The sequence below is a fragment of the Rhodococcus sp. 14-2483-1-1 genome, from assembly GCF_002259335.1.
Classification (GTDB): domain Bacteria; phylum Actinomycetota; class Actinomycetes; order Mycobacteriales; family Mycobacteriaceae; genus Rhodococcoides.
Map to the genome: position 1 here is coordinate 275,282 of NZ_NPFX01000007.1, position 24,712 is coordinate 299,993.

The window sequence follows — 24,712 nt, forward strand, 5'->3', positions numbered from 1 at the left end:
TCAACTCGAGACGCCGACCTTGCGAAACAGCAGGTCGATGATCGCCCGTTTCGACGCCTCGTCCTGCGGGTGCGTCAGCATCGCTTCGACAACGAAGACGATCGTGCGGGTGGTCGGTTCGATCTCGGCGTCGGCCACCTCCTCGCTGCGTAGCTCGGCGGCGATCCAGTGTTCCCACAAGGTATGAAAGTCGTTGTGCCATTTGTCGATACAGGCGGCTGTCGACGTACGGGCGTGAACGGTGTCGACCAGTCGGTGGTACTTCTCGAGCTCGTTCACCACCCAGAGGACCCGATCGTTCACTGTGAGCCCCGCGAGCGCGGCGAAACGGTTCAGTGCGTCGGCATGAATGTCGTTGAGCACGCCGACAAGCAGTTCGTCCTTGTCTCCGAAGTACCAGTAGATCGTATTCGTCGTCACTCCGGCAGCGGCGGCGATCCGGCCCATCGGGGTGTGCTCGTAGCCGTCGTTCACGAACAGCGTCCGAGCAGCGTTCACGATCTCGGAGCGCTTCTCGGCGCGATCGACCGGTCGACGGTTACGAGGCATCGACCCATCGTATCTTGATCGGTAATCAAGACAGTGCTAGCTTCTTGAATGCCGATCAAGGACCCGGAAGAGGACGACCGTATGAGCGCCGAGCAGCAACCCGAATACCGCCGTAGCGACGAATGGTTCGATTCGGAGGGAGTCCGTTGCGCCGTCGCGGTGTATCGACCGACCGGCACGTCGGTCGACGCTCCGGCCGTGGTCATGGCCCACGGATTCGGCACCCCGCGCGCAGTACGCCTGTATGCCTACGCCGAGGTGTTCGCCCGTGCCGGCTACGCGGTTCTCGTCTTCGACTACCGCCATTTCGGCGACAGTGACGGACAGCCGCGTCAGCTCCTCGACATCGGCAAACAGCTCGTCGATTGGACCAACGCCGTCGCGTACGCCCGGACCCTGGACGGCATCGACTCCACCCGCATCGTCGGTTGGGGTACCTCCTTCGCCGGCGGGCACGTGCTCACCAGGGCAGGTGCGGGTGAGAATTTCGCCGCCGTGATCGCACAGGTTCCGCACGTCGACGGATTCGCAGCCGTACGCGCGACCGGACTTCGGCGCACCGTTCGAGTTGCTCCGTCTGCCGTGGTCGACCAGGTTCGAGCACTGCTCGGACGCTCCCCTCGATACGTCGAATCAGTGGGTTCCCCAGGGGATGTCGCAGTCATGTCCACCCCCGACGCCGCGCCCGGTCGTGACCTGCTCCTCGCCGAGTCCGGACTGAAGGCCGGGGACTACCCGGAAACCGTTGCCGCACGGGTCCTTCTGCGTATCGGGCTGTACTCGCCGGGCAAGACCGCGTCGAACATCACCTGCCCGGTGCTGATGCAGATCATGTCCGAGGATGCCGTCACTCCGGCGGCAGTGGCAGAAAAAGTTGCACGCAAGATTTCCGACGTGACCGTGCACATCCACAAGGGTGGTCACTTCGACCCGTACGTGCAGCCGTTGTTTCCGATCATCGTCGAAGAGCAGCTCGAGTTCCTGAAGAAGACTGTGCCGGTGCGCTAAGTCTCTCGATTCTCGGACTCCGTGTCCATCAGCGGCGCAACGATATTGGCGAGCATGGTGGCGATGGTGGCGACGACCACGCGGCGCTCGGCCGCGTAGCCGCTCTGGTACCACGTCATTGCGGTGTGGCTGATGCCGCCGATGGCGGCGGTCGCGAGCAGGTCGACATCCATATCGGGGCCCGACGGTACGTCGCCGGCGAAGGTGCGGAGGTAACCGAGCAGCAGCGTCCCGAATTGCTGCATCACCGTCAGGTACATCTGCTCCACGCGAGGGCTCACCCCGAGCACCTCCATCCACACCACCCGCGCGAGGTGCGGGTCCTCGACCACCCGAAAGAACGGTTCGAGCAACTGCTGCGCGACAGCACTGAGCTCACCCTCCGGATCCACCTCCGCGATGGCCTCGGACACCGAGTCGGTCAGGTGTGCAATACATTCCGCGTACACCGCGAGCAAGAGATCCTCGGTCTTGTCGAAGTACTGGTAGAAGTGCCGATCGGCGATCTTGGCCTCGCGGCACAGTCCGCGCACGGTCGCGGCTCGATACCCGATACTGCCGAACACCCGCAGTCCCGCATCCAGCAGCTGCCGCCGCCTGCGGTCGTCGCGGTCGGCCGCGCTCTCACCGCCGTAGGCGCGGCCGGCTGCTTCGGACACTGTGCTCATGACCGTCGGGCATCCAGTTCGGCAGTGAGCCGGATCAATTCGGCGTCCCGCTCCATCGTGGCGTCCATGATCGGGTTGACGATGCCGCGCAATATCGAGATCGGAATCCAGCGACCGGGCACGGCGATTCGCGGAGCTCGCCGTCCGATACCTCGCACAGCCACGCGGGCGAGCTTGTCGGGGGTGATCGGGCGGAGCAGCGGTGTGGGGAAGGCGCGGGCGGTCATGGCCGTCGCTACGTCGTCGCCGCCGAACGCGACCTCGGCGATCGGCGTCGCGACCCATCCCGGATACAGCACTCCCGCCGTCGCTTTCGTGCCGGCCAGTTCCGTACGCAGAGCACGGCCGAGCTGTTCGACCGCCGCCTTCGATGCCGCATAGGGCGCATTCGCCAGGCCGTTGAGGTACGCGTAGGTAGAGGAGGTGAGTAGCACGTAGCCTCCGGACTCGACGATGTGCGGAAGGGCGGCACGCACCGTGTTCCACACGCCGATCAGGTTGACGCCGATGACCCGCTCGAACACGCCGTCCTCGATCGATCGAACGGTCGATGCCTGTGCACCGCTGGAGATTCCGGCGTTGGCCATCACGACATCGAGCTTGCCGAACGTGTCGATCGCGACGGCGACGGCCGCGTCGAGCTGCTCCCGCGCGGTGACGTCGGCATAGGCGATCGCCACGCGTTGGTTGCCCAGCTTCGCCGCCACGGCCTCGAGGTCGGTCGACGCCATGTCGACGAGAACGATCGAGGCGCCGCGTCGATGCAGTGCGGTCGCCACGGCGGAACCGATTCCGCCTGCCGCGCCGGTGATCAGCGCTACCTGCCCGGTGTGCTTGCTCATGCCGAGACCTCGTCCTTCGTCGTCACCTCGGTGGATGACCGGTGGATGTGATGGGCTTCCGGCCGAAAACGCTTGGCCCAGCGGCGGAACGTGAAGCTGAATCCCGGGAACATGGCAACGACGTGCCCGGATTTCGATTGGTACCAGCTGTGGCAGCCGCCGTCCTTCCAGACGGTGCCTTCCATCTCGCGGTGGATGGTGTCGGTGTACTCCTGCTCGGCGGCAGCGGTGACCTCGATGGCGGTCGCACCCACCTGTCGGACGGCGTCGATGGCCCGCACGATGTATTCCATCTGCGCCTCGATGAGGAAGATCGCGGAGGTGTGACCGATTCCGGTGTTCGGTCCGGTGACGACGAACAGGTTGGGAAAGCCGGGAATCGTGGTGCCGAGGTAGGCGCGCGGGTACGGATCCCAGACCTCGGACAGCGCTCGGCCGTCCCGGCCGATCACCGGGTACGAGATGACGCCGTCGGTCGCGTCGTATCCGGTGGACCACACCAGCAGATCGACGTCGACGTGTTCGCCGGTGGTGGTGACGATGCCGGTTTCGGTGATCTCCGCGATGCCGTCGTTCTTGTCGTGCAGGGTGACGTTCGCCTGCCCCAGCGCGGGATAGAGCGTGTTGGACAGCAGAACCCGCTTGCACCCGATGACGTAGTCCGGGGTGACCTTCGCTCGAAGCTCGGGATCCGGAACCTGAGACTCGATGTGCTTCACCGCAGTTCGCTGCGCCACCGCCTTCAACATCGTCCGTGAGTACTTGAAGCCGAGGATACGAGTTTCGAGACTCCAGTAGATCCCGGCACGGACCAGCCTGCGGATCGGTTCCAACTTCAGCAGCCTGCGCTGCAGCGGCGTGAATTCGCGATCGTGACGTGGCATCACCCAGTGCGGGGTGCGCTGGAAGACGTGCAGCTGCGCCACGTCGGGTTGGATCGCGGGAATCACCTGCGCGGCACTGGCACCGCTGCCGACGATCGCCACTCGCTTGCCTGCGTGGTCGTAGTCGGTGTGCCAGTCGTTGGTGTGGAACTGGGTGCCCTGGAACTTCTCTCGGCCGGGAAACGGCGGTATGACGGGCGTACTGAGTGGTCCCGACGCGTTGACGACGAACTTCGCCGCGTAGTCGCCCCGCGAGGTGGTGATGGTCCAGTGGTCTCCGGCCCATTCGATCTTCTGGACGTCGGTGTCGACATGCGTCCGCGCCGGCAGACCGTTGGATTCGAGCACATGGTCGGTGTACCGCTCGAGCTCCTCGCGTTCGGCGAACATGCGCGTCCACTCGAACGGTTCGGACGCGATCGAGTACACCGGACTCTGCACGTCGACGGCTGCGCCCGGGTAGCGATTCTGCTTCCACGTGCCACCCATGAAGGATCGTCTCTCCAGAACGACGAGGTCGTCGATGCCTCGATCGAGCAATGCCTTCGCTGCGCACTGGCCACCGAAGCCGCTGCCGATGATCACCACGGTGTGAATATGCATGCTGACGAACCCCTCCCGCACGAGACGCAATCCGATGATGCGTGTCATCACTTTAAAGTGATGACGCGTGATTCCGCAATGGCTTCGGCGGACGTTCACGTGAGAGGGCCACAATGGGTGAGTGCCTCTTGCGATCACGTACGACGACGTCGTCGACGCCCAATCACGTATTGCCGGCACCGTCAGACCGGTCACGATGATCGCGGCCGAGCCCCCGGACCTGCTGTACGCGGCCGAGTTCATGCAGCACACGGGAACGTTCAAGGCACGCGGAGCCGTCAACTTCGTCACCGCGCACCGGGAGGCGGGAACGATGCCCGACGCGGGGATCGTGATCGCCTCGGGAGGAAACGCAGGGTTGGCCTGTGCGTGGGCGGCGACGAAGTACCGCGTGCCCGCGACCGTGTTCGTGCCCGCCACGGTGCCCGAGTTCAAGAAAGCGAAACTGATCGCCCTCGGCGCAGACGTTCGAGCCGTCGGGACCGAATACGCGGAGGCGTTCGAGGCCTCGATGGACTACGCCGCGCACACCGGAGCTCTCGCCTCCCATGCCTACGACAACCCGCTGATCGCTGCGGGTGCCGGAACTCTCCTGCTCGACATGCTGACCGCCGACGCGTTCGATACCGTCGTGGTCTCGGTCGGTGGAGGCGGACTGTTCGCCGGCATCGCGACTGTCGCGGCGCAACGAGATGTTCGGGTGGTGGCCGTCGAACCCGAGAAGTGTCGAGCCTTCGCAGCGGGGCTGGAGGCGGGCTTCCCTGTCGACGTACCGGTGGATTCGATTGCCGCAGATTCCCTGGGCGCGCGCCGGGTCACGCCGCTCGCTCTGACTGCGGCCGCGGCGTCGGACACCATCTCCGTTCTCGTCGACGACGCCGCCATCGTCGAAGCGCGACAACATCTGTGGGATTCGCGGCGGCTCGTCGTCGAGCATGCGGCTGCGGCAGCGGTCGCTGCGATCAGAGCCAAAAGATTCGAACCGAAACCCGGCGAGAAAGTCGCAATCATCCTCTGCGGAGCGAACTCCGATCCCTCCGACCTGGGTTGACACGAGCCGACAAGCCGAAGCCGGTAGGCACCGGGCAGCACACCCTCGACGGGGAACAATATGCACATCATCGGACCGGGGTCGAGACCAGGTGAACAACCCCCCGTAGCGTAAGAGGCATGTCGCGATCACCACGTAACCGCAGATCCCCCGCCGCTCCGAGAAAGCGATCCTCCTCCGCGCTCCAGGCAGGGCACCTTCGCGTGATCGCAACCGGCGGTCTCGGCGAGATCGGCCGGAACATGACCGTGTTCGAATACGACGGAAAGCTGCTCATCGTCGACTGCGGCGTCCTGTTCCCCGAAGAGCACCAGCCCGGCGTCGACGTCATCCTCCCCGACTGGAGTTGCATCCGCGACCGTCTCGACGACGTCGTTGCGATCGTCCTCACCCACGGACACGAGGACCACATCGGCGGCGTCCCCTATCTGCTGCGCGAGCGCGGCGACATCCCAGTCATCTCGTCACGTCTGACACTGCACTTCCTGGCTGCCAAGTTCGAAGAGTTCAAGGTCTCGACAAAGCTGATCGAGGTCGAAGCGGGGCAAACCCGTCAGGAAGGCCCGTTCGAGCTCGAGTTCATCGCCGTCAACCACTCGATCCCCGACGGTCTGGCCATCGCCATTCGCACCGACGCCGGGCTGGTGCTGCACACCGGCGACTTCAAGATGGACCAGTTCCCGCTGGACGGCCGGATCACCGATCTCCGGAGCTTCGCACGCCTCGGCGAGGAAGGGCTCGATCTCCTCCTCGTCGACTCGACCAACGCCGAAGTGCCTGGGTTCATGGTCTCGGAACGCGATCTGGTCCCGGCCATCGAGAAGGTGTTCCGTGAAACGACGGGGCGCGTGATCGTCTCGAGCTTCGCCAGTCACGTGCACCGCATTCAACAGGTGCTCGACGCCGCGCATGCGCAGGGCCGCAAGGTTGCGTTCGTGGGCCGATCGATGGTGCGCAACATGAAGATTGCGACCGATCTGAATTACCTCGATGTGCCCGACGGGCTCGTCGTGGACCTACCGAAGCTCAACAGGCTTCCGGCCAACAAGATCACGCTGATCTGCACCGGATCTCAGGGCGAGCCCCTGGCTGCGCTGTCGCGGATGGCCTCGGGTGAGCATCAGATCAAGGTGGGCGACGGCGACACCGTGCTGATGGCCAGCAGCCTGATCCCCGGAAACGAGAACGCGATCTACCGCGTCATCAACGGTCTCGTCGACAAGGGTGCACGCGTGGTGCACAAGGGAAATGCGAAGGTGCACGTCTCCGGTCACGCCAGTGCGGGCGAGTTGGTCTACTGCTACAACATCCTCGAACCTGCCAATGTGCTTCCCGTACACGGTGAGTCGCGACATCTGCGCGCCAACGCCGATCTCGCAATCAGGACCGGCGTTCCCCGCGATCGAGTGTTGATCGCCGAGAACGGAAGCGTCATCGACCTGTTCGACGGCGTCGCGCAGATCACCGGCTCCGTCCCCATCGAACTGATCTATGTCGATGGCAGTGCCGTCGGTGGGGTTACCGAGGATTCGCTGGCCGAGCGTCGCTTGCTCGCGAACGAGGGCGTGCTGACCGTCATCGCGATCGTGGATCCAGACACCGGCCTGCTGGTCGACGACGTCGACTTCATCGGACGCGGGTTCGCGCACGAGGCCAACGCTTTCGACTCGTTGGCCAAGGCGATCGGTAAGACTCTGACCCGCGAGAGCGACGTCAACGTTGCCTCGCGAGAGCACATCGAGAAGCGCATCGTCCAGGAATCTGCCCGGTGGGCCAAGCAGACCCTGGGCCGTCAGCCCCTCATCGTCCCGGTGGTCGTCGACGGCTAGAGCATGTCTTGTCGGTGGCGAGGTGACGTGACCACAGGAAAGCCGCGCGTAGAACGGATCCTGCCCGGTACCCCAAGGCCAGCTTGTCGTACCGGGTCGCCGGTCCCCGCCGTATCCGAGAAAATTTTGCGTTCGGCCCCTGTAGATGGTTCCGGCCCCTAGAGTCGTTTGGAAAGCTCCGGTAACGATCCGGAACTTCGACCGGGGGGTCTCGATGGGGAAGTACGCGAAGTTCGGCTGTCGGTATGCGGCGGTGGTCGCTGCGGTTTCACTGGTGGTGTCGGGCGGGCAATGGTCGGCGGGGGCCGATCCACTCGGCGATGTACAGAATCCGCCGCGCACCGCCGAATCGATCGCCGCGACACCGCTCGACGATCCGTGGGTCGTTCCGCCGCCCGGATACGAAACGGCCGCTCCCGGAACAGTTCTGCGAACCCGCAGCGTCACCGTCGGACCACTGGTCACCCCGGTCACCACCACCCAACTGCTGGTCGCCTCGACCGACGCGAAGGACCGCCCCGCTGCCATCGTCACCAGCGTCATCGTCCCGACTGCGCCCTGGACCTCGCCCGGTCCGCGCCCTGTTGTTGCCTACAACATGGCCATCGATTCGCTCGGTGCCACGTGTGAGCCATCGTGGACCATGCAACGCGGCATCGCTCCGGAATTGGCACCCGTGCAGCTGCTTCTGGCGCGGGGCTACGCCGTCGTCGTCACCGACCATCAGGGGCCACGCCATGCGTACGCCGTCGGACCGATGGCGGCGCACGCCGTACTCGACGGTCTGCGCGGCGCGGTCACGACCGCCGCGGTCGGCCTCGATCCGACTGCGCCCCTGGGTATTACGGGCTACTCGGGTGGGGCGATCGCATCGGGCTGGGCCGTGCAGGAGGCTCCGGCCTACGCCCCCGAACTGAACATTGTCGGCGCAGCGTTCGGCGGAACGCCCACCGACTTCGCGCTGCTACGTCAGTCCATGAACGGCAACGCAGCGTCGGCGGTGTTCCTCGCGGCAGCGATGGGCGTTGCGCGCGAGTACCCGGAGATGCTGTCGCTCTACAACGACGACGGGTGGCGGCTCGCACAGGCGTCGAAGGACCTGTGCATCGTCGGGATTGCACCGCTCGGAATCGTTGCTCCGATCCGTATCGAGTCACTGTCCATCACTCCCGATGCGTTCAATTCGCCGCTGGCGCTCGCGGTTGCCGATCAGAATCGATTGGGAGACGGCGGAACTCCGACGGCACCGGTGTTCCTGTATCACGGACAGCAGGAGTTCTGGATTCCGAAGGAAGGTCCCGAGGCCGTGTTCGACAAGTGGTGTTCACGCGGAGCCGACGTCCGCCTCGAGGAATACCTGGGTGAGCACAGCATCGTTGCCGGCAGCGGAGCTCCCGCTGCGTTCGCGTGGTTGGACGACCGCCTCGCGGGAATTCCGGTTCGACCCGGATGCAGTAGCTTCGGCCGCTAGAGCCGAACCTACTCGCTCCGGGCTGCGGCTCCGCGAGTCGACAACACCTCGGTGAGCTCTTCTGCGTAGGCGAGCTGCCGCCGCAACGTGCGGCAGCTGTCCTCGGCCTTGGTATGACAGTCACGAACGAAAGCCGCGGCCGACGACCTCGCGTCGTCGGTCGCGTTCTCGGCGCCCAGAATGTCGAGGGATTCCAGTAGCTGCTTCATCTCGGCCAACGTGAAGTCGAGCGGCTTCATTCGGCGAATGACGAGCAAGCGTTCGACGTCGGTCTCGGTGTACAACCGAAATCCGCCTGCGGAGCGGGCAGAGGGCGTGACCAGGCCTACATCGTCGTAGTGACGGACGGTGCGGATGGACAGCTCGGTTTTCTGAGCTACCTGCCCGATCTGCATGTGTATGCCGTCGTCTGCCATGTGCCGCCTCTCTTCGCCCGACCAACCACCCTAGTCAGTGCTCGCCGCCCAGGTTTCCACTGAGACGATCGTGCCGCTCGGTCGACGGCGCGTTCAAACCGACGATCTCCACCGTCTTTCCCTTGGCCGCGTACTTGGTGGTGATGGCATCAAGGGTCGCCACGGTGGATGCGTCCCAGATGTGCGACTCGGACATGTCGATGACGATGTTCTTCGGATCTCCGACGTAGTCGAATTGATAGATCAGATCGTTGCTCGACGCGAAGAACAACTCGCCCTTCACTGCGTAGACGCGGGTGTCCTCGTCGGGATGAGCCACGTCGACCACCTCGGTCAGATGGGCGACCCTGCGAGCGAACAGCACCATCGCGGTGATCACTCCGACGAGCACGCCGTACGCGAGGTTGTGGGTGACGACGGTGACCGCGACGGTGGCCACCATGACGAGGGTCTCGCTCTTGGGCATGCGCCGCAACGTTTTCGGGTTGATGCTGTGCCAGTCGAAGGTTCCGACGGAGACCATGATCATCACCGCGACGAGCGCGGCCATCGGAATGAGCGCGACGATGTCGCCGAGACCGACCACCAGGATCAGTAGGAAGACACCGGCGAGAAACGTCGAGATTCGAGTGCGGGCACCGGAGACCTTGACGTTGATCATGGTCTGGCCGATCATCGCGCAGCCGCCCATGCCGCCGGTGAATCCGGTGACCAGATTCGCCACGCCCTGGCCCCAGCCCTCGCGGGTCTTGTTGGAATGCGAATCGGTGATGTCGTCGACGAGCTTGGCCGTCATCAGCGATTCGAGCAGCCCGACGAGGGCGATGGCCAGCGCGAACGGTGCGATGATGCTCAGCGTTTCGACGGTGAACGGCACATTCGGGATCAGGAAGGACGGCAGCGAGGACGGCAGTTCGCCTTCGTCACCCACATCCGGCACCGCCAGCGCGAAGACGAGGGTGACGGCCGTCAGTATCACGATGGCGATCAGCGGTGCCGGCACGACGGTGGTGAGCTTGGGCAGGAAGAACATGATGAGCAGCCCCACGGCAACCATCGGGTAGACCAACCACGGCACCCCGATCAGATACGGAACCTGCGAGGTGAAGATCAGAATTGCCAGCGCATTGACGAATCCCACCATGACGCTGCGCGGAATGAACCGCATCAGTTTGGCGACGCCGAGCACGCTGAGCACAACCTGCAGTACTCCGCCGAGAATCACCGCCGCGATGAGGTAGTCGAGGCCGTATTCACGCGCCAACGGGGCGACGACCAGGGCAATCGCTCCGGTGGCCGCCGAGATCATCGCCGGTCGTCCACCGACGATGGAAATGGTGACGGCCATGGTGAACGACGCGAACAGCCCGACACGCGGGTCGACCCCGGCGATGATCGAGAACGAAATGGCTTCCGGAATCAACGCCAAAGCCACCACCAGGCCCGCCAGAACCTCGGTCTTGAGTCGCCTCGGCGAGCGCAACGCACCCAGCACCGAGACGTCTTCGACGGCGGTGACAGGCACCTGGGCAGCTCGAGACACGACAACTCCGTTCGATGGGCGCGAGGGACTGCGACAGGTACGGCGTCCACTCCGCGGGCAACTCTACTCTTACCGGAGAGAAGGTTGTCAATCGTCTTGCTGAAGCTCGTGCGCTAGATTTATACGTAAAGGGCCCACGAAACTCGCCGTGCGATGCAAGGAATGAATCGATGTTCTCGCTCAACAGGCTGTCCTGCTTCATCGCCGTCGCCGAGGAACTGCACTTCGGCCGCGCAGCCGAGCGGCTGCACATGACGCAGCCGCCCCTGAGCAGGCAGATTCAACAGCTCGAGAGCGAAGTCGGTGTGCAGCTGATCGACCGCACGAGCCGGTCGGTGACCCTGACGGCCGCGGGGTTGGCCTTCCTACCCGAGGCCCGACGCATCCTCGACCTCGCCGAGGGCGCACTGCTCACTGTGCGACGGGTCCCTACCGGCGACCTGGGGACGGTCGTCGTCGGATTCACCGGCGCGTCGGCGCATGCAGTTCTCCCGCAGCTGCTCGACGCCGCGCGCGAGAAGCTGCCGGACGTGAAACTCGTGCTGCGCGAGATGGTCTCGGCGGTACAGATGGAATCGTTGGCCGTCGGCGATCTGGATCTCGGATTGGCCAGGCCACCACTCAAGCGACCGGGCATCGCGTCTCGGCCGGTGCTGCACGAGTCGTTGATCGCAGCGATGCCCGAGCATCACCCGCTGGCCGAGAAGGACGAACTGTCGGTGGAGGACTTCGACGAGCAGCCGATCATCATGTACTCACCCGTAGATGCGCGGTACTTCCACGAACTGCTGATCAGCACCTTCACCATCGTCGGGGTGTCCCCGCGCTACGTGCAGTACGTAACCCAGGTGCACACGATGCTGGTGCTCGTTCGTTCCGGCATCGGATTGGCATTGGTGCCGGAGTCGGCGTCGACCATGCGGCCGGAAGGTGTTGTGTTCCGGCCGGTTCGGACTGTCAAGGAACGCCCCGTCGAGCTCGACGCGGCCTGGCGAGTGGACAACGACAACCCGGCACTGCACCGCTTCATGACCGATGTGCTACCGGCGCGGGAGTGGTCGTGAGGGCTACCGCGGCGTCCCCACCGGCGGCTTGACGGCCGTCACCGGGCAGTGTGCCTCGAGGAGAACGCGCTGAGAGATGCTGCCCATGAACAACTTTCCCACGGGCGATCGGCGGCGGATGCCGATGACGACCAGTTGTGTCTGTTCGTCGAACGACAGGTCGATCAGATTGTCGGCGTGCGAGCGACCGGCCTCGTTGTCGTGGATTTTCGTCGTGACACCGAGCGCCGAGGTCTCTTCGCGAGCCGATTCGACGGTGGCACCGAACTCGGCGTCGGCTGCGCTGTTGTCCTCGGCGACAATGATCAGATCCGTTCCACGCATGTGCGCCTCGCGAAAAGCGAAGGGCAGCGCGCCTTTTCCTTCGGTGGTCGGCGAATAGCCGACGACGACGGTCACTTCGTCACCGGCGTGACGAGGGTGCCGTCGGCAAGGAAGCGATCGAGGTTCTCGAGCGTGAGGGCTTCCATCGCGGCCCGCGTCTCCACCGTCCCGCTGCCCACGTGCGGCAACAGCACCACGTTGTCCATCGTCAGCAGGGCGCCGGGCACGTTCGGTTCGTGGGCGAACACGTCCAGGCCGGCACCGGCCAACTGCCCGGCGGCGAGCAACTCGATCAACGCCTCCTCGTCGACGACGCTTCCGCGCGCCACGTTGATCAAATAGCCCTGCGGTCCCAGCGCTTCGAGCACGGCGCGGTCGACCAGATGCGCAGTTCCCGAGCCGCCCGACGCGGCGATGATCAGTACGTCGACGTTCTCCGCAAGCGCTGTCGGACTGGCCGCGTAGACGTAGGGCGAACCGTCGATCTCGTTGCGATTGTGGTAGGAGATCTCGCAGCGAAAACCGTTGAGCCGATCGGCAATTGCCGAGCCGATGCGCCCGAGGCCGATGATTCCGACGCGCTTGCCGGTGACCTGGCGCGTCAGCGGCGTGTTGCCCTCGGCTGGCCATCGGCCGGCACGCACGAACCTCTCGGCGGAGGACAGCCCACGCATGGTGTCGATCACCAGACCGACCGCGAGGTCCGCCACACAGTCGGTCAAGACGTCGGGGGTGTTGCTGACGGCGATGCCGCGATCTGCTGCGGCGTCGACATCGGTGGTGTCGTATCCGACGCCGAAGTTCACCACGGCTCCGAGCTGCGGCAATCGCTCCATCAACGCGGCATCGACGCCGGTGCGGCCGGAGGTCACCACTGCGGTGATCGATTCGCCGTGCGCATCGAGGAATTCGTCGCGACCATCCCCTTCGGGCAGTTCCAGCGCGTCGTACTCGGTGATCAACGTGTCCATCAGCGACGGCTTGAGCGGTCCGACTCGGAGCACTCGACCGCCCTGTTGCGAATCCGGTTGAGACACAGAGGAACTCTGCGAGCTGACGGTGACCATTGTTCTCCTCGCGAGATGGTGGAACGTGCGCGTTTCCTGTACGGTATGCCGCTCCTCGAATACCTGTCCAACACGGAAATAACATGGACCGATACCCAAACGGCATGAACGACGCATTGCCGATACACGCTTGTCCAGTCTTCCTCGTATCCGGCCTGGTCAGCTCACTACAGGTGTGATTCAGGCCTCATCAAAGCCGCCCTTGTGACCCACAAAACTGGCCGGAAAGGGCATTTCGTCCGGTTGACGATGAAGACAGCCCGCTCATACCGTGTGTCTACCGTCACAGATTCGGCTGCAACTCGCAGACGCGGATCCTTTTCCCACTGGAGGCCACCATGAGCCCTGCACTCTTCGTGCAGCAGGGACGGACCCACCGCGTCGCCGCAATTGCTGTTGGCGCACTGTCACTTTCACTGATCGCCAGCGGCTGCACCGTCGCCAATTCCAACAACGGTGGAGCCGCCCGCGCAGATACTCTGCGCATCGTCCTGCCCCAGGAACCTCCGACCCTCGAAGCCTGCGACGTCTCGCTCACCTCGGTCGGAGTCGTCACTCGCTCGAACATCACCGAGCCGCTCATGGAGCGCAACCCCAGCACCGGCGATCTCGAACCCAAGCTCGCCGACTCCTGGGAACAAACCTCCGATACCGAGTGGACGTTCGCCATCCACCCCGGCGTGACGTTCAGCGACGGGAGCCCCTTCGAAGCCGAGGACGCCGCGTTCTCCATCGACCGCACGGTCAATTCGGAACTGGGCTGCAACGTCGAGGGGTACGTGTTCGGCGATGCGAACCTGGTTGTCACGGCCGTCGACCCGATGACGCTGACCGTGCAGTCGCCGGAACCCGACCCCATCCTTCCGCTGCGCCTCTCGTTCGTGGAAATGGTTCCGCGCACAGCCAGCTACACCGAGCGGGTACGAGAGCCCATCGGAACGGGACCGTTCGCGATCGAGCGCTGGGACTACGGCCAGAAGCTCTCGCTGGTGAGAAACGAGACCTACTGGGGACCAAAGCCCGAATACGCCAGGGCCGAGTACCAGTGGCGCAGTGAGGGCAGCGTTCGCGCATCGATGGTGACCAACGGCGAGGCCGAGATCGCCACGTCGGTCGGACCGGAGGACGGTGCGGGCGACCTCGGCGTGGCATACCCCAACAACGAAACAACGGCGCTGCGCATCCAGGCCGCTCAACCGCCACTCGACGATATCCGGGTGCGGCAGGCGATCAACTACGCGATCAACCGCGACGGCATCGTCAAAGCACTCTTCCGCGGACTCGGCTCGCCTGCAGCGCAACTCATCTCCGAGGGTGTCGTGGGATTCAACGAGGACCTGACGCCGTGGCCCTACGACATGGACCAGGCCCGCACGCTCATCGACGAGGCACGGGCAGACGGGGTACCGGTGGACACCGAGATCCGTCTGATCGGACGTACCGGACAGTTCCCCAAGATCAACGAGACAGTGGAGGTCATCCAGAACTCGCTGTCCAAGATCGGCATGAACGTCAAGATCGAGATGATGGACGCCGCAGGTACCGCCGAATACCAGGAACGCCCGTTCCCGGACGTCGGGCCGTATCTACTGGTGATTCAGCACGGCAATCAGGCCGGCGACTCGGCCTTCACCGTCGACCAGTACTTCACCAGTGACGGATTCCAGAGTGCCTACGGCACAGCGGACTTCGACAAGGAGATCGCTGCTGCCGGTGCCCTCACCGGAGAAGACAGGCAGGCCGCGTACGCCCAGGTGTTCGCGGACGAACCGAAGGACATCATGCAGATGGCGTACATCGCGCACATGAACGGGGTGCTCGCCAAGGCCGCCTCGGTCGACTACACGCCGGACTCCGCCACGGTCGACGAAATGCACCTGGCCGCGATGACGCGCGCCGATACCGAGAGGCCCTGACATGTTCAGATTTCTGCGCCGACGGATCTACACCAGCCTGATCCCACTGTTCGTCGTCCTGCTGGGCGTGTTCTTCCTCGCTCGTCTCACCGGCGACCCCACCAGCCTGTACCTGCCCGAGTCGGCCACCCAGGCGCAGCGCGAGGCCTTCCGCGCCACCAACGGCTTCGATCAGCCGGTGCTGACTCAGCTGTTGGACTACTTCAAGGGTGTCGTGCAACTCGACTTCGGGCAGTCGCTCCGTACCGGTGAGGACGCGTCGGCAATGGCATTGCGCGCCTTCCCCGCAACGCTGCAGCTCGCCTTCGCGACGATGTTCCTCGCCATCCTCGGCGCCGTGATCATCGGCTGCTGGGCTGCGTACCGACCGAACTCGCTGGCCGACCGCATCTCGAGCCTGCTGTCGATGACGGCGGCCAGCATCCCCGATTTCTGGTTCGCCATCATGGGCGTCTACGTCTTCGCCATCGTGTTCGGCTGGCTGCCCACCTCGGGCGTGGACAGCGGAATGCTCTCCTGGGTGTTGCCGATCGCCACGCTGCTCATTCGCCCGCTCGGAGTACTGACACAGGTGGTGCGGGGTGCGATGGTCTCGGCATTGTCGGCACCGTACGTTCGGCTCGCGAGAAGCAAAGGGGCAGGAGATCTTCGGGTCGTCACCCACCACGCTCTGCGCAACGCTGCCGCACCGGCCCTGACCGTCGCAGGCGACCTGATGGTCGGCCTCGTCAACGGCGCGGTGGTCGTCGAGGCCATCTTCGGCTGGCCCGGCATCGGAAAACTGATGATCGACGCCATCCTGCAGCGCGACTTCGCCGTTCTGCAGGCGGCCGTGCTGTTGACGGCGGTGAGCATATTCGTGCTCAACATCGTCATCGATGCCTGCTATGCATTGCTCGACGCCCGGGTTCGCGACAAGGTGAAGGTCTAGGTAACAACATGTCACTCGACTTCGAAGCACCGAAAACATCCGAGCCCGAGGATGTTCCGCCGCCGGTTCCGGTGGAAGCCCGCAAGGCATCGGCCCCGCTGTGGAAGCTGCTCCTGCGCGACAGGGTCGCCACCGTCGCCGCGGCGATCCTGGTGCTGGTCTTCCTCACCGCGATCTTCGGCCCGATGTTGGTCGGTGACGCTGCTACCGATCAGGACCTCGACCGCTCCAACCTGCCGCCGTTCACCCTCGACACCGGTTGGATGAACATCCTCGGCACAGATCCGCTGGGGCGCAGCATGTTGGCCCGGTTGATCGTGGCCAGCAGAACCACACTGTCGGTGGCCATTCCGGCGGTGATCCTCTCGGCGATCATCGGCTCGTTCATCGGGATGTGGGCCGGTTTCCATCGCGGTTGGCGCGAGACCGCGGCGATGCGCGTCGCCGATGTCATCCTCAGCTTTCCGTCGCTGCTGATGGCCGTCGTGGTGCTCTACGTCTTCTCGCCCAGTGCCGCGAACATCGTTCTGGTCCTGACGGTCACGCGTATCCCCATCTACCTGCGTACCGCCCGCGCCGAGTCCGCCGAACTGCAGAGTCGGCTGTTCGTGGATGCCGCCCGTACGTTCGGCGCGAAGAGCGGATCGGTGATCCGACGCCACGTGGCCCCGATTCTGCTGCCGACCCTGCTCACCGTCGCCACCCTGGACTTCTGCTTCGTCATTCTCGCCGAATCGTCACTGAGCTTCCTGGGCATCGGCATTCAGCCACCCGACGTCTCGTGGGGCCTGATGGTCTCGCAGGGCCGTACCTACCTGCAGACCGCGTGGTGGCTCTCGTTCTTCCCCGGCCTGGCCATCGTGCTGACGACGGTCTCGGCCACCGTGCTCGCCGCCTGGGCGCGCATCGCCACCGACCCGGCGCAGCGCTGGCGACTCAATGTCCCCCGCTCCAAGCGGTCCCGCCTGCTCCCCGTACGAAAGGTCGTCTCATGAGCGCACCGGCAACTGCACCACAGCGACCGGACACCGGCAGCGTCGCCCTGGACGTACGCGGACTGACCGTCGATCTGCGGACGCCGTCCGGTGTCATTCGCGCCGTCGACAACGTCACCTTCAGCGCCCGCCGCGGTGAAACCCTCGCTCTGCTCGGTGAATCGGGCTGCGGCAAGTCGATGACGGCACAGGCCATCGTCGGGTTGCTCGAGCCGATCGCCGACATCACGGGCGGTTCGGTCGAGCTGGGTGAGGTGGACCTGGTGACCGCCAAGACCAAAGTGCGACGCACCATCGCGGCCACCGAACTGGCTATCGTATTCCAGGATGCACTGACCGCACTCAATCCCGTCTACACCGTGGGAACTCAACTGGCCGAGCCTTTTCGGATCCATCGCGGCATGTCGGCGAAACAGGCTCGGGTGGAAGCTATTGCACTCATGGCCCGCGTGGGCATCCCCGAGCCGGAATCACGCGCCGACTCGTACCCGCACCAGTTCTCCGGCGGGATGCGTCAACGCCTGCTGATCGCAATGGCCGTGGCACTGAGCCCGTCGGTACTGCTCGCCGACGAACCCACCACGGCGCTCGACGTCACGGTGCAGGCCCAGATCATGGCTCTGCTGAAGGAATTGCGTACCGAACACGACATGGCCGTCGTGCTCATCACCCACGACCTCGCCCTGGTGGCCGAGGAGGCCGACCGGGTCGCGATCATGTACGCGGGCAACGTCGTCGAAACCGGACCGGTGTCCGAAGTGTTCGGTGAACCGCGCCACCCGTACACCAAGGGCTTGCTGGACTCGGTGCCTGTACACGCCGTCCGCGGTGAAGATCTGAAGTCGATCGGCGGCACCCCGCCGGATCTGCATTCCATCCCCGACGGGTGCGTCTATCAGGCCCGCTGCCCCCTGGCCCGCGAGATCTGCATCAGCACTCGCCCTCCGCTCGAATCCGTCGGCAACGGCCGGATGTCGGCCTGCCACTTCCCGAACGAGGTAACCAGCCATGTCTGAGCAACTGCTGACCGTGCGCGGCCTGAACAAGACCTTCGACGTCGGCCGCGGCAAGCTCCGCGCCCTCGACGCCATCGACCTGGATCTGCGACGCGGTGAAACCCTCGGACTCGTGGGCGAATCCGGTTGCGGTAAGTCCACTCTCGCGCGCACCCTGATGATGCTCGAAAGGCCCGACTCGGGCACCGTCGCCTTCGACGGCATCGATCCCTTCGCTCTGCGCGGCAAGGAACTCCTCGCGTGGCGTCGACGAGTACAGATGGTGTTCCAGGACCCCTACGGTTCGTTGAACTCGAGGATGACGGCCGGGGACATCATCGGCGAGCCGTGGCGAACCCACAAGAGCCTCTACAAGACTCGCCGCGACCGCTCCGCCCGAGTGCGTGAGCTGCTGCATCTGGTGGGCCTTCGACCGAGCGACGAGAATCGATTCCCGCAGGAATTCTCCGGCGGTCAACGCCAACGCCTCGGCATCGCTCGGGCCCTGGCATTGAACCCCGATGTGATCATCTGCGACGAACCTGTCTCCGCACTCGACCTCTCGGTCCAGGCGCAGGTGCTCAACCTGCTCAACGACCTACAGAAGCAACTCGGCATCTCCTACGTGTTCATCTCGCACGATCTGTCGGTCGTTCGGCACGTCGCCGACCGTGTTGCGGTGATGTACCTGGGCCGTATCGTCGAATCCGGCGCTACCGAAGCAGTATTCGAGCGTCCCGCGCACCCGTACACAGCGGCGTTGATGTCGGCCGCACCCACCCTCGACGCGTCGACCCGTGGGACGAAGATCCTGTTGAAGGGCGAGGTTCCGTCACCGCTGAACCCACCCTCGGGATGCCGGTTCCGCACACGCTGCTGGAAGGCAACCGAATTGTGCGCCAGTGAGGCACCCCCGGTGGCGCTCGACGCCGACGAGGCCGATCACATCGCCGAATGCCACTATCCACTCGCCGCAGGCAATCTCGGCCTCGTCGCTGCCGGGACGTGATGGCGACAGACCTGAGCGTCACCGGATTCGTCGTCGTCGCCCTGGCCATCTTCTTCGCATCGGCGATGCAGGCGTCCATCGGATTCGGCATGGGCATGCTCGCCGCGCCCATCGTGGCCATCGTCGACCCCGGCCTCATCCCCGCGACGCTGATCATGCTCGCCGTGGTCGTCAGTGTGCTCGTTCTGGTTCGTGATCGCACTGCCCTCGACCTCTCGGGCGCGGGGTGGGCGCTGGCCGGTCGCCTACCCGGATCGGCGGTGGGAGCACTGCTGCTCGTCCTGTTGCCCGAGCGTGGATTGGCCATCCTGCTAGCACTGGTGGTGTTGGGTGGCGTCGCCCTGACCTCCTTCGGCTGGGTCCCGTTGCCGCACAGACGAAACCTGGTGGTGGCCGGGGCCGCGTCGGGAATTCTGGGAACGGCCACCTCCATCGGCGGACCGCCGATGGCCCTGGTGTGGCAACGCAACACCGGAGCCGAACTGCGCAGCACCATGAGCTGCTTCTTCCTCGTCGGATCACTCATCTCGCTGGCGGTACTGGCGGTGGCCGGTGCAGTGGACGCCCATACCGCGACGCTGTTCGTGTTCCTCGCCCCGGCCACAGTTCTCGGTTTCCTGCTCTCGCGGGTGGTCAATCGTGTTCTCGACCGTCGACGACTGCGCATCACCGCAATCAGCGTCTCCACTGCGGGCGCACTCGTTCTCGTCGGACAACAGGTACTCGCCCTGATGTGAGGGCCGTGTCACGTGTTGCATCGGTCGCAATGGGTAACCGCTCACGATGACTACGAACACCACGCGCGCGCTGATCGTGGGTGCCACCGGTATTTCCGGGCAGGCCCTGTGCCACGCCGCACTCGATGCAGGCTGGACCACCTACGGACTGAGTCGCAGCGGAAGTACCCCCGTCGACGGCGTCGTGCCGGTGGCCGCGGACCTGCTCGATCCGGCCTCGCTCGAGAAGGCTCTGAAGGACGTTCGCCCCGAGGTCGTGTTCTTCACCGCATGGATGAAGAAGGACTCCGAGCAGGAGAACATCGAGGTCAACTCGGCGACCCTACGCAATGTGCTGAATGTTCTCGGGCCCCTCGAGTCGGTGAAGCACGTCGCGCTGATGACCGGACTCAAGCACTACCTCGGACCGTTCGATGCCTACGGTGAGGCAGTGATGGCCGAGACGCCGTTCCACGAGACCGAGGACCGCCTCGACACCCCGAACTTCTACTACGCGCAGGAAGACGAACTGTTCGCCGGTGCCGAGAAGTTCGGATTCGGTTGGAGCGTGCACCGCGCCCACACCATCTCCGGCTTCGCGGTCGGCAACGCGATGAACATGATGCTGACGCTGTCCGTGTACGCATCGATCTGCAAGGAACTCGGCGAGAAGTTCGTCTTCCCCGGTTCCGAGACCCAATGGAACGGGCTCACCGACCTCACCGATGCCGACCTGCTCGCCGAGCAGATGGTATGGGCCGCAACCGATGACAACGCGCACAACGAGGCCTTCAACATCGCCAACGGTGACGTGTTCCGCTGGCGCTGGCTGTGGCCGCAGTTCGCAGCACACTTCGGCGTCGAGCCCGAGGGATTCGACACCGAACCGCGTCCCCTCGAACCCCGCATGTCCGACGCGGCTGCTGCGTGGAAGCGCATCGCGGAGAAGCACGATCTGGTGGAGAGCGACGTCTCCCGGCTGGCATCGTGGTGGCATACCGACGGCGACCTCGGCCGCGACATGGAATGCCTGACCGACATGAACAAGTCCAAGAAGGCCGGCTTCCTCGGCTTCCGATCCACGCCCGATGCCATCGCCTCGGTGATCCAGCGATACCGAGACGCGCGCCTGATTCCCTAGAGCGGCTGCGCCGCATGTGAGTGGAACTTCGTAGTGGGCTACGAGTTTCCGCTCACATGGCGGTGGTGCCCTCGGTCAGATCCCGCACCTCGGCGTAGCGTTCTCGCACCGCCGGGGTCGGGTCTGCCTCGTATGTCTTCGACTTTGCCTGCGCCCAGGTCGGCGGCTCGCTGGTCCCGGCCAGGGTCCACGCCGCCTGGCGCGCGGCTCCGTCGGCGACATATTCACCCGGCTCGGGCACGATCACCGGAACGCCGAGAATCGCCGGGGCAAGCTCCCGCAACGCAGCAGATTTTGCGCCGCCGCCGATCAGCAGCACCCGCTTCGTCTGCACCCCCTGTGCACGCAGGTGATCGATGCCGTCGGCCAAACCGCACAGCAGTCCCTCGATTGCTGCCCGCGCCAGGTGACCCGGCGTCGAATTGTTCAGTCGCAGGCCATGAATCGCACCGGATGCATCGGGACGGTTGGGGGTGCGCTCGCCTTCGAGGTACGGCACCAACACCAGGCCTTCGCTGGTCGTCGACAGCGCCAATCGAGACAGTTCGTCATGATCTACGCCCAGAAGCCGCGCCGTGGCATCGAGCACCCGGGCAGCGTTGAGGGTGCACACCAACGGCAGCTGGCGGCCGGTGGCGTCGGCGAATCCGGCGACGAGACCCGAACCGTCGGCTGCCGCAACCGAGGTCACGGCCGATACGACGCCGGAGGTGCCCACCGACACGATCACGTCACCGGGCTGCGCATCAAGGGCAAGCGCTGCCGCGGCGTTGTCCCCGGTCCCCGGTCCGATCAGTGCCCCGGCCGGTGTACGGCCGATCGCCTCGTTCGGCGCGGCCACGCGGGGCAACAATGGATTGCGACCACGAAAGCCCAACTGCAGCAAATCTGTTCGATACTCGCCGGACGCCGCCGAGAAGTAGCCGGTGCCGCTGGCGTCGCCACGGTCGGTGGCCAGGGCGTCGAGCCCCGATGGCCCGCCGAGCTGCCAACTCAGCCAATCGTGTGGAAGGCACACCGCCGCAGTGCGATCGGCGTTCTCCGGCTCGTGGTCGGCAAGCCATCGCAACTTGGCGACGGTGATCGAGGCCAATGGAACCACTCCGACGGCGTCGGCCCAGGCCTGCCCGCCGTCGACGCCGGTCTCTTTCCCCAACTCCGACACCAAGTCCGTCGCGGCCTCCGCCGACCGAGTATCGTTCCACAACAGCGCTTTACGGACCACTGATCCCGCGTCGTCGAGGCACACCATGCCGTGCTGCTGCGCACCGACCGACACCGCGTCCACGTCGTCGAGCCCGCCTGCATCGGCGACCGCCTCGTCCAGCGCATCTTTCCACCGCTGCGGATCGATCTCGGTGCCGTCGGGATGACCGGCTCGGCCCTGGCGGACCAACTCCCCCGACTCGGCATCACGAACGAAAACTTTGCACGATTGGGTGGAGGAGTCGATTCCGGCAACAAGAGCCACGGTGAGCTGGTCCTTTCCTACGCAAGTGTGATCTACGACCCTACCCGCGAGGAGTGGTTGCCTCGGTCACCAGCGTGCGCGCGTAGGCGATGGCCTGCGGAGTGGTGTCGAAGACGCGTCGAGCATCGTCGTCCTTGGTGGTGAACACGCCCAGCGCCGTCAGAGGACGCAGATGCTCGGTCTTCGCTCCGGAGATCAGGACTGTGATGTGGCGGTGTTCGAGTTCGGTGATGGTGTCCTTGAGGACGATGGCCCCGGTGGCATCGATTGTGGTCACCCGCGACATGCGCAGGATCACCACCTTCACGTCCGAGACGTCGGCAAGTTCGAGCAGGAAGCTGTGGGCGGCACCGAAGAACAACGCGCCGTCGATTCGATACGCGACGATGTGTTCGCGCAGCAGGTCGCCTTCCTCCTCCGAGACCGCGTCGAGTGCGTCCAAGGGAACCTGCTCCACGGTGGCGGATCGCGCGACGGCACGCAGGGCCAGGACGGCAGCGAACCCGACCCCGACAGCCACTGCCGTCACCAGATCGAAGACGACCGTGACGAGGAAGGTCGACAACATCACCACGGTGTCGCCGCGGCCTGCGCGGGTGATCGCCCGGATGGATGCGGTCTCGACCATGCGCACCGTGGTCGCCAGCAGCACCCCCGCCAGGGCCGCGAGTGGAATATCGGCCACCAACCCTGCGGCGGAGTACATGATCGCGGCAAGGATCACCGCATGGGTGAGTGCGGCGAGCCTGGTCCGGGCCCCGGATCGAACGTTGACTGCAGTCCGGGCGATGGCGCCCGTGGCAGGAATCCCGCCGAACAGAGGAGCGGCGATGTTCGCGAGCCCCTGCCCGAACAGTTCCCGGTCGGGGTTGTGTCGTGCGCCGACGCCCATCGAGTCCGCGGCGGTGGCGGACAGCAACGATTCCAAGGCCGCCAGCGCGGCAACGGCACAGGCAGGAGCCAGTAACGCCGTCACGTCGCCCAGGTGGAAGAAGCTCAGGCTGGGTGCGGACAACGACGATGGAATGGTGCCGATGCGGGCGATGTCGAGGTCGAAGAGTTGTGTGGCCACCGTCGCTCCGGCGACCGCGACCAAGGAGAACGGGATTTTTGGTGCCAGTCGGCCGCCGACGAGCATGACGATCGCCACGGCGATAGCCACGGCCGGGGTCAGGACACTGGCGTGTGAGACGAACAGACGGGCGGCGTCGAACGCCGACTGCCACACCTTGTCACCGTGGGCATCGGTGATGCCCAGAGCAGCCGGAACCTGTTGCAGCGCAATGACCACGGCGATGCCTGCGGTGAATCCTTCGATGACGGGCGCGGGCATGTATCGGACGGCTCGGCCGACGCCTGCACCGGCGAGGGCCAGCAGAATGACCCCGGCCATGAGCCCGACGGCGAGCACACCGGTTGGCCCGTACTCGGCGACGATCGGTACGAGTACCACCGTCATGGCACCGGTAGGCCCCGACACCTGAAAGCGGGAGCCACCGAATACCGCGGCGACGACGCCGGCGACGATCGCTGTCGTCAGGCCGGCTGCGGCACCCAGCCCCGTGCTGACGCCGAATCCGAGGGCCAGTGGCAACGCGACCAGCGCCACGATCAGGCCTGCCAACAGGTCCGCGCCTGGAGCGCGGAACGCGGGCTTCCACTCGCTCCACCGGGGCAGGAGCGCGGATACGGCCATCAAGGCGTCGTTCGCGCGGGTGTGTTTCGTCGGTTCGGACATGCGACGCTTTCTGAGAACTCATCGACCCTGATCTAGCTGATTGCTAAGTTTAGCAAGTAATGAATCAGCGCGACAGGGAGACGCTCGACACCGTTTCGGACCGCTGGGTCAGGTGCGCGATCCGGACTCGCCGTCCAGCTGTTCTACCTGGTTGGCCACCACCCCGGACAGGATCTCCCGAGCCACCACCAGTAGGTCTGCCACTTTCGGCGACGTCAGCGTGTACGTCACGGACAGCCCCTCGCGAGTTCCCTCGATGAGACCCGCGCGTCGCAGAATCGACAACTGCTGCGACAGATTCGCCGGTTCGATGCCCACCTCGAGCAGCATCTCGGACACCGCGTGTTCGCGTTCGCTCAACAACTCCAGCACTCGAATGCGTGCGGGATGCGCCAACGTCTTGAAGAAGTCGGCCTTCATTCGGTACAGCGGTCGACTCGAATCCGTGGCCATGACTTCCCTCCGTGCCACCCACCGCCGC

General features: G+C 64.9%; 23 protein-coding genes. 12 read left to right on the forward strand and 11 right to left on the reverse strand.

Annotation, left to right across the window (positions count from 1 at the left end; all coding sequences use genetic code 11):
• Complete coding sequence (locus CH294_RS07635) at positions 1-549, reverse strand: TetR/AcrR family transcriptional regulator (RefSeq protein WP_094737522.1); 549 nt, start codon at positions 547-549, stop codon at positions 1-3.
• 81 nt (positions 550-630) lie between these two features.
• Here CH294_RS07635 and CH294_RS07640 point away from each other — a divergent pair, with 81 nt between their 5' ends.
• Positions 631-1,557, forward strand: coding sequence for an alpha/beta hydrolase (locus CH294_RS07640; RefSeq protein ID WP_094737566.1), 927 nt, complete (start codon positions 631-633; stop codon positions 1,555-1,557).
• On the opposite strand, the gene CH294_RS07645 is transcribed toward CH294_RS07640, so the two are convergent.
• Genes CH294_RS07645 through CH294_RS07655 form a run of 3 tightly spaced genes read right to left on the reverse strand, consistent with a single transcriptional unit; the run spans position 1,554 to position 4,602 of the window.
• Positions 1,554-2,225, reverse strand: a complete 672-nt coding sequence (locus CH294_RS07645) for a TetR/AcrR family transcriptional regulator (RefSeq protein WP_094737523.1) — start codon at positions 2,223-2,225, stop codon at positions 1,554-1,556. The genes CH294_RS07640 and CH294_RS07645 overlap by 4 nt on opposite strands.
• Positions 2,222-3,067 carry an SDR family NAD(P)-dependent oxidoreductase gene (locus tag CH294_RS07650; RefSeq protein ID WP_094737524.1) on the reverse strand — a complete coding sequence of 282 codons (846 nt, stop codon included), beginning with the start codon at positions 3,065-3,067 and terminating at the stop codon, positions 2,222-2,224. The genes CH294_RS07645 and CH294_RS07650 overlap by 4 nt, the downstream gene beginning before the upstream one ends.
• Positions 3,064-4,602 carry an NAD(P)/FAD-dependent oxidoreductase gene (locus tag CH294_RS07655; protein WP_249305132.1) on the reverse strand — a complete coding sequence of 513 codons (1,539 nt, stop codon included), beginning with the start codon at positions 4,600-4,602 and terminating at the stop codon, positions 3,064-3,066. The genes CH294_RS07650 and CH294_RS07655 overlap by 4 nt, the downstream gene beginning before the upstream one ends.
• Before the next feature lie 73 nt (positions 4,603-4,675).
• Here CH294_RS07655 and CH294_RS07660 point away from each other — a divergent pair, with 73 nt between their 5' ends.
• The 3 genes from CH294_RS07660 (at position 4,676) to CH294_RS07670 (ending at position 8,905) form a co-directional block, all read left to right on the forward strand.
• Positions 4,676-5,605, forward strand: coding sequence for a serine/threonine dehydratase (locus tag CH294_RS07660; RefSeq protein WP_094737525.1), 930 nt, complete (start codon positions 4,676-4,678; stop codon positions 5,603-5,605).
• A gap of 119 nt (positions 5,606-5,724) precedes the next feature.
• Positions 5,725-7,434: a ribonuclease J gene (locus tag CH294_RS07665; RefSeq protein ID WP_249305134.1), complete on the forward strand. Its 1,710-nt coding sequence runs from the start codon at positions 5,725-5,727 to the stop codon at positions 7,432-7,434.
• 214 nt (positions 7,435-7,648) lie between these two features.
• Positions 7,649-8,905 carry a lipase family protein gene (locus tag CH294_RS07670; protein WP_094737527.1) on the forward strand — a complete coding sequence of 419 codons (1,257 nt, stop codon included), beginning with the start codon at positions 7,649-7,651 and terminating at the stop codon, positions 8,903-8,905.
• An 8-nt stretch (positions 8,906-8,913) separates the two neighbouring features.
• Here the strand turns inward: CH294_RS07670 and CH294_RS07675 are convergent, their stop codons facing one another.
• Both CH294_RS07675 and CH294_RS07680 read right to left on the reverse strand, forming a co-directional pair.
• Complete coding sequence (locus tag CH294_RS07675; RefSeq protein WP_094737528.1) at positions 8,914-9,321, reverse strand: MerR family transcriptional regulator; 408 nt, start codon at positions 9,319-9,321, stop codon at positions 8,914-8,916.
• Positions 9,322-9,355: 34 nt separating this feature from the next.
• Positions 9,356-10,864 carry a SulP family inorganic anion transporter gene (locus CH294_RS07680; protein ID WP_037147392.1) on the reverse strand — a complete coding sequence of 503 codons (1,509 nt, stop codon included), beginning with the start codon at positions 10,862-10,864 and terminating at the stop codon, positions 9,356-9,358.
• Between the two features lie 170 nt (positions 10,865-11,034).
• On the opposite strand from CH294_RS07680, the gene CH294_RS07685 reads away from it, so the two are divergent.
• Entirely contained in the window at positions 11,035-11,928 is an 894-nt protein-coding gene (locus CH294_RS07685) for a LysR substrate-binding domain-containing protein (RefSeq protein WP_032405210.1), read from the forward strand.
• 3 nt (positions 11,929-11,931) lie between these two features.
• On the opposite strand, the gene CH294_RS07690 is transcribed toward CH294_RS07685, so the two are convergent.
• Both CH294_RS07690 and CH294_RS07695 read right to left on the reverse strand, forming a co-directional pair.
• Complete coding sequence (locus tag CH294_RS07690) at positions 11,932-12,327, reverse strand: universal stress protein (protein ID WP_032405209.1); 396 nt, start codon at positions 12,325-12,327, stop codon at positions 11,932-11,934.
• The gene (locus tag CH294_RS07695; protein ID WP_170944626.1) at positions 12,324-13,319 is read right to left on the reverse strand and encodes a 2-hydroxyacid dehydrogenase; all 996 of its coding nucleotides are present in this window, start codon (positions 13,317-13,319) and stop codon (positions 12,324-12,326) included. Before CH294_RS07695 ends, CH294_RS07690 begins: the two co-directional genes overlap by 4 nt.
• Before the next feature lie 338 nt (positions 13,320-13,657).
• On the opposite strand from CH294_RS07695, the gene CH294_RS07700 reads away from it, so the two are divergent.
• Genes CH294_RS07700 through CH294_RS07730 form a run of 7 tightly spaced genes read left to right on the forward strand, consistent with a single transcriptional unit; the run spans position 13,658 to position 21,022 of the window.
• Positions 13,658-15,235: an ABC transporter substrate-binding protein gene (locus CH294_RS07700; RefSeq protein WP_032405208.1), complete on the forward strand. Its 1,578-nt coding sequence runs from the start codon at positions 13,658-13,660 to the stop codon at positions 15,233-15,235.
• 1 nt (position 15,236) lies between these two features.
• Entirely contained in the window at positions 15,237-16,166 is a 930-nt protein-coding gene (locus CH294_RS07705) for an ABC transporter permease (protein WP_032377499.1), read from the forward strand.
• Positions 16,167-16,174: 8 nt separating this feature from the next.
• The gene (locus tag CH294_RS07710) at positions 16,175-17,161 is read left to right on the forward strand and encodes an ABC transporter permease (protein ID WP_094737529.1); all 987 of its coding nucleotides are present in this window, start codon (positions 16,175-16,177) and stop codon (positions 17,159-17,161) included.
• Positions 17,158-18,177: an ABC transporter ATP-binding protein gene (locus CH294_RS07715; protein WP_094737530.1), complete on the forward strand. Its 1,020-nt coding sequence runs from the start codon at positions 17,158-17,160 to the stop codon at positions 18,175-18,177. The genes CH294_RS07710 and CH294_RS07715 overlap by 4 nt, the downstream gene beginning before the upstream one ends.
• Positions 18,170-19,165, forward strand: coding sequence for an oligopeptide/dipeptide ABC transporter ATP-binding protein (locus tag CH294_RS07720; RefSeq protein ID WP_032405205.1), 996 nt, complete (start codon positions 18,170-18,172; stop codon positions 19,163-19,165). Before CH294_RS07715 ends, CH294_RS07720 begins: the two co-directional genes overlap by 8 nt.
• An 11-nt stretch (positions 19,166-19,176) precedes the next feature.
• The gene (locus CH294_RS07725) at positions 19,177-19,902 is read left to right on the forward strand and encodes a sulfite exporter TauE/SafE family protein (protein ID WP_170944635.1); all 726 of its coding nucleotides are present in this window, start codon (positions 19,177-19,179) and stop codon (positions 19,900-19,902) included.
• 46 nt (positions 19,903-19,948) lie between these two features.
• Positions 19,949-21,022 (forward strand): SDR family oxidoreductase, encoded by a 1,074-nt coding sequence (locus tag CH294_RS07730; protein WP_032405204.1) that lies wholly within the window; start codon positions 19,949-19,951, stop codon positions 21,020-21,022.
• 52 nt (positions 21,023-21,074) lie between these two features.
• Here CH294_RS07730 and CH294_RS07735 read toward each other — a convergent pair whose 3' ends face one another.
• The 3 genes from CH294_RS07735 to CH294_RS07745 all read right to left on the reverse strand — a co-directional run bounded on the left by CH294_RS07735 (position 21,075) and on the right by CH294_RS07745 (position 24,684).
• Positions 21,075-22,493 carry an FGGY-family carbohydrate kinase gene (locus CH294_RS07735; RefSeq protein WP_094737532.1) on the reverse strand — a complete coding sequence of 473 codons (1,419 nt, stop codon included), beginning with the start codon at positions 22,491-22,493 and terminating at the stop codon, positions 21,075-21,077.
• Positions 22,494-22,533: 40 nt separating this feature from the next.
• Positions 22,534-24,231, reverse strand: a complete 1,698-nt coding sequence (locus CH294_RS07740) for a SulP family inorganic anion transporter (protein ID WP_094737533.1) — start codon at positions 24,229-24,231, stop codon at positions 22,534-22,536.
• 108 nt (positions 24,232-24,339) lie between these two features.
• Entirely contained in the window at positions 24,340-24,684 is a 345-nt protein-coding gene (locus CH294_RS07745; protein WP_032405201.1) for a metalloregulator ArsR/SmtB family transcription factor, read from the reverse strand.
• Positions 24,685-24,712: the final 28 nt, after the last annotated feature.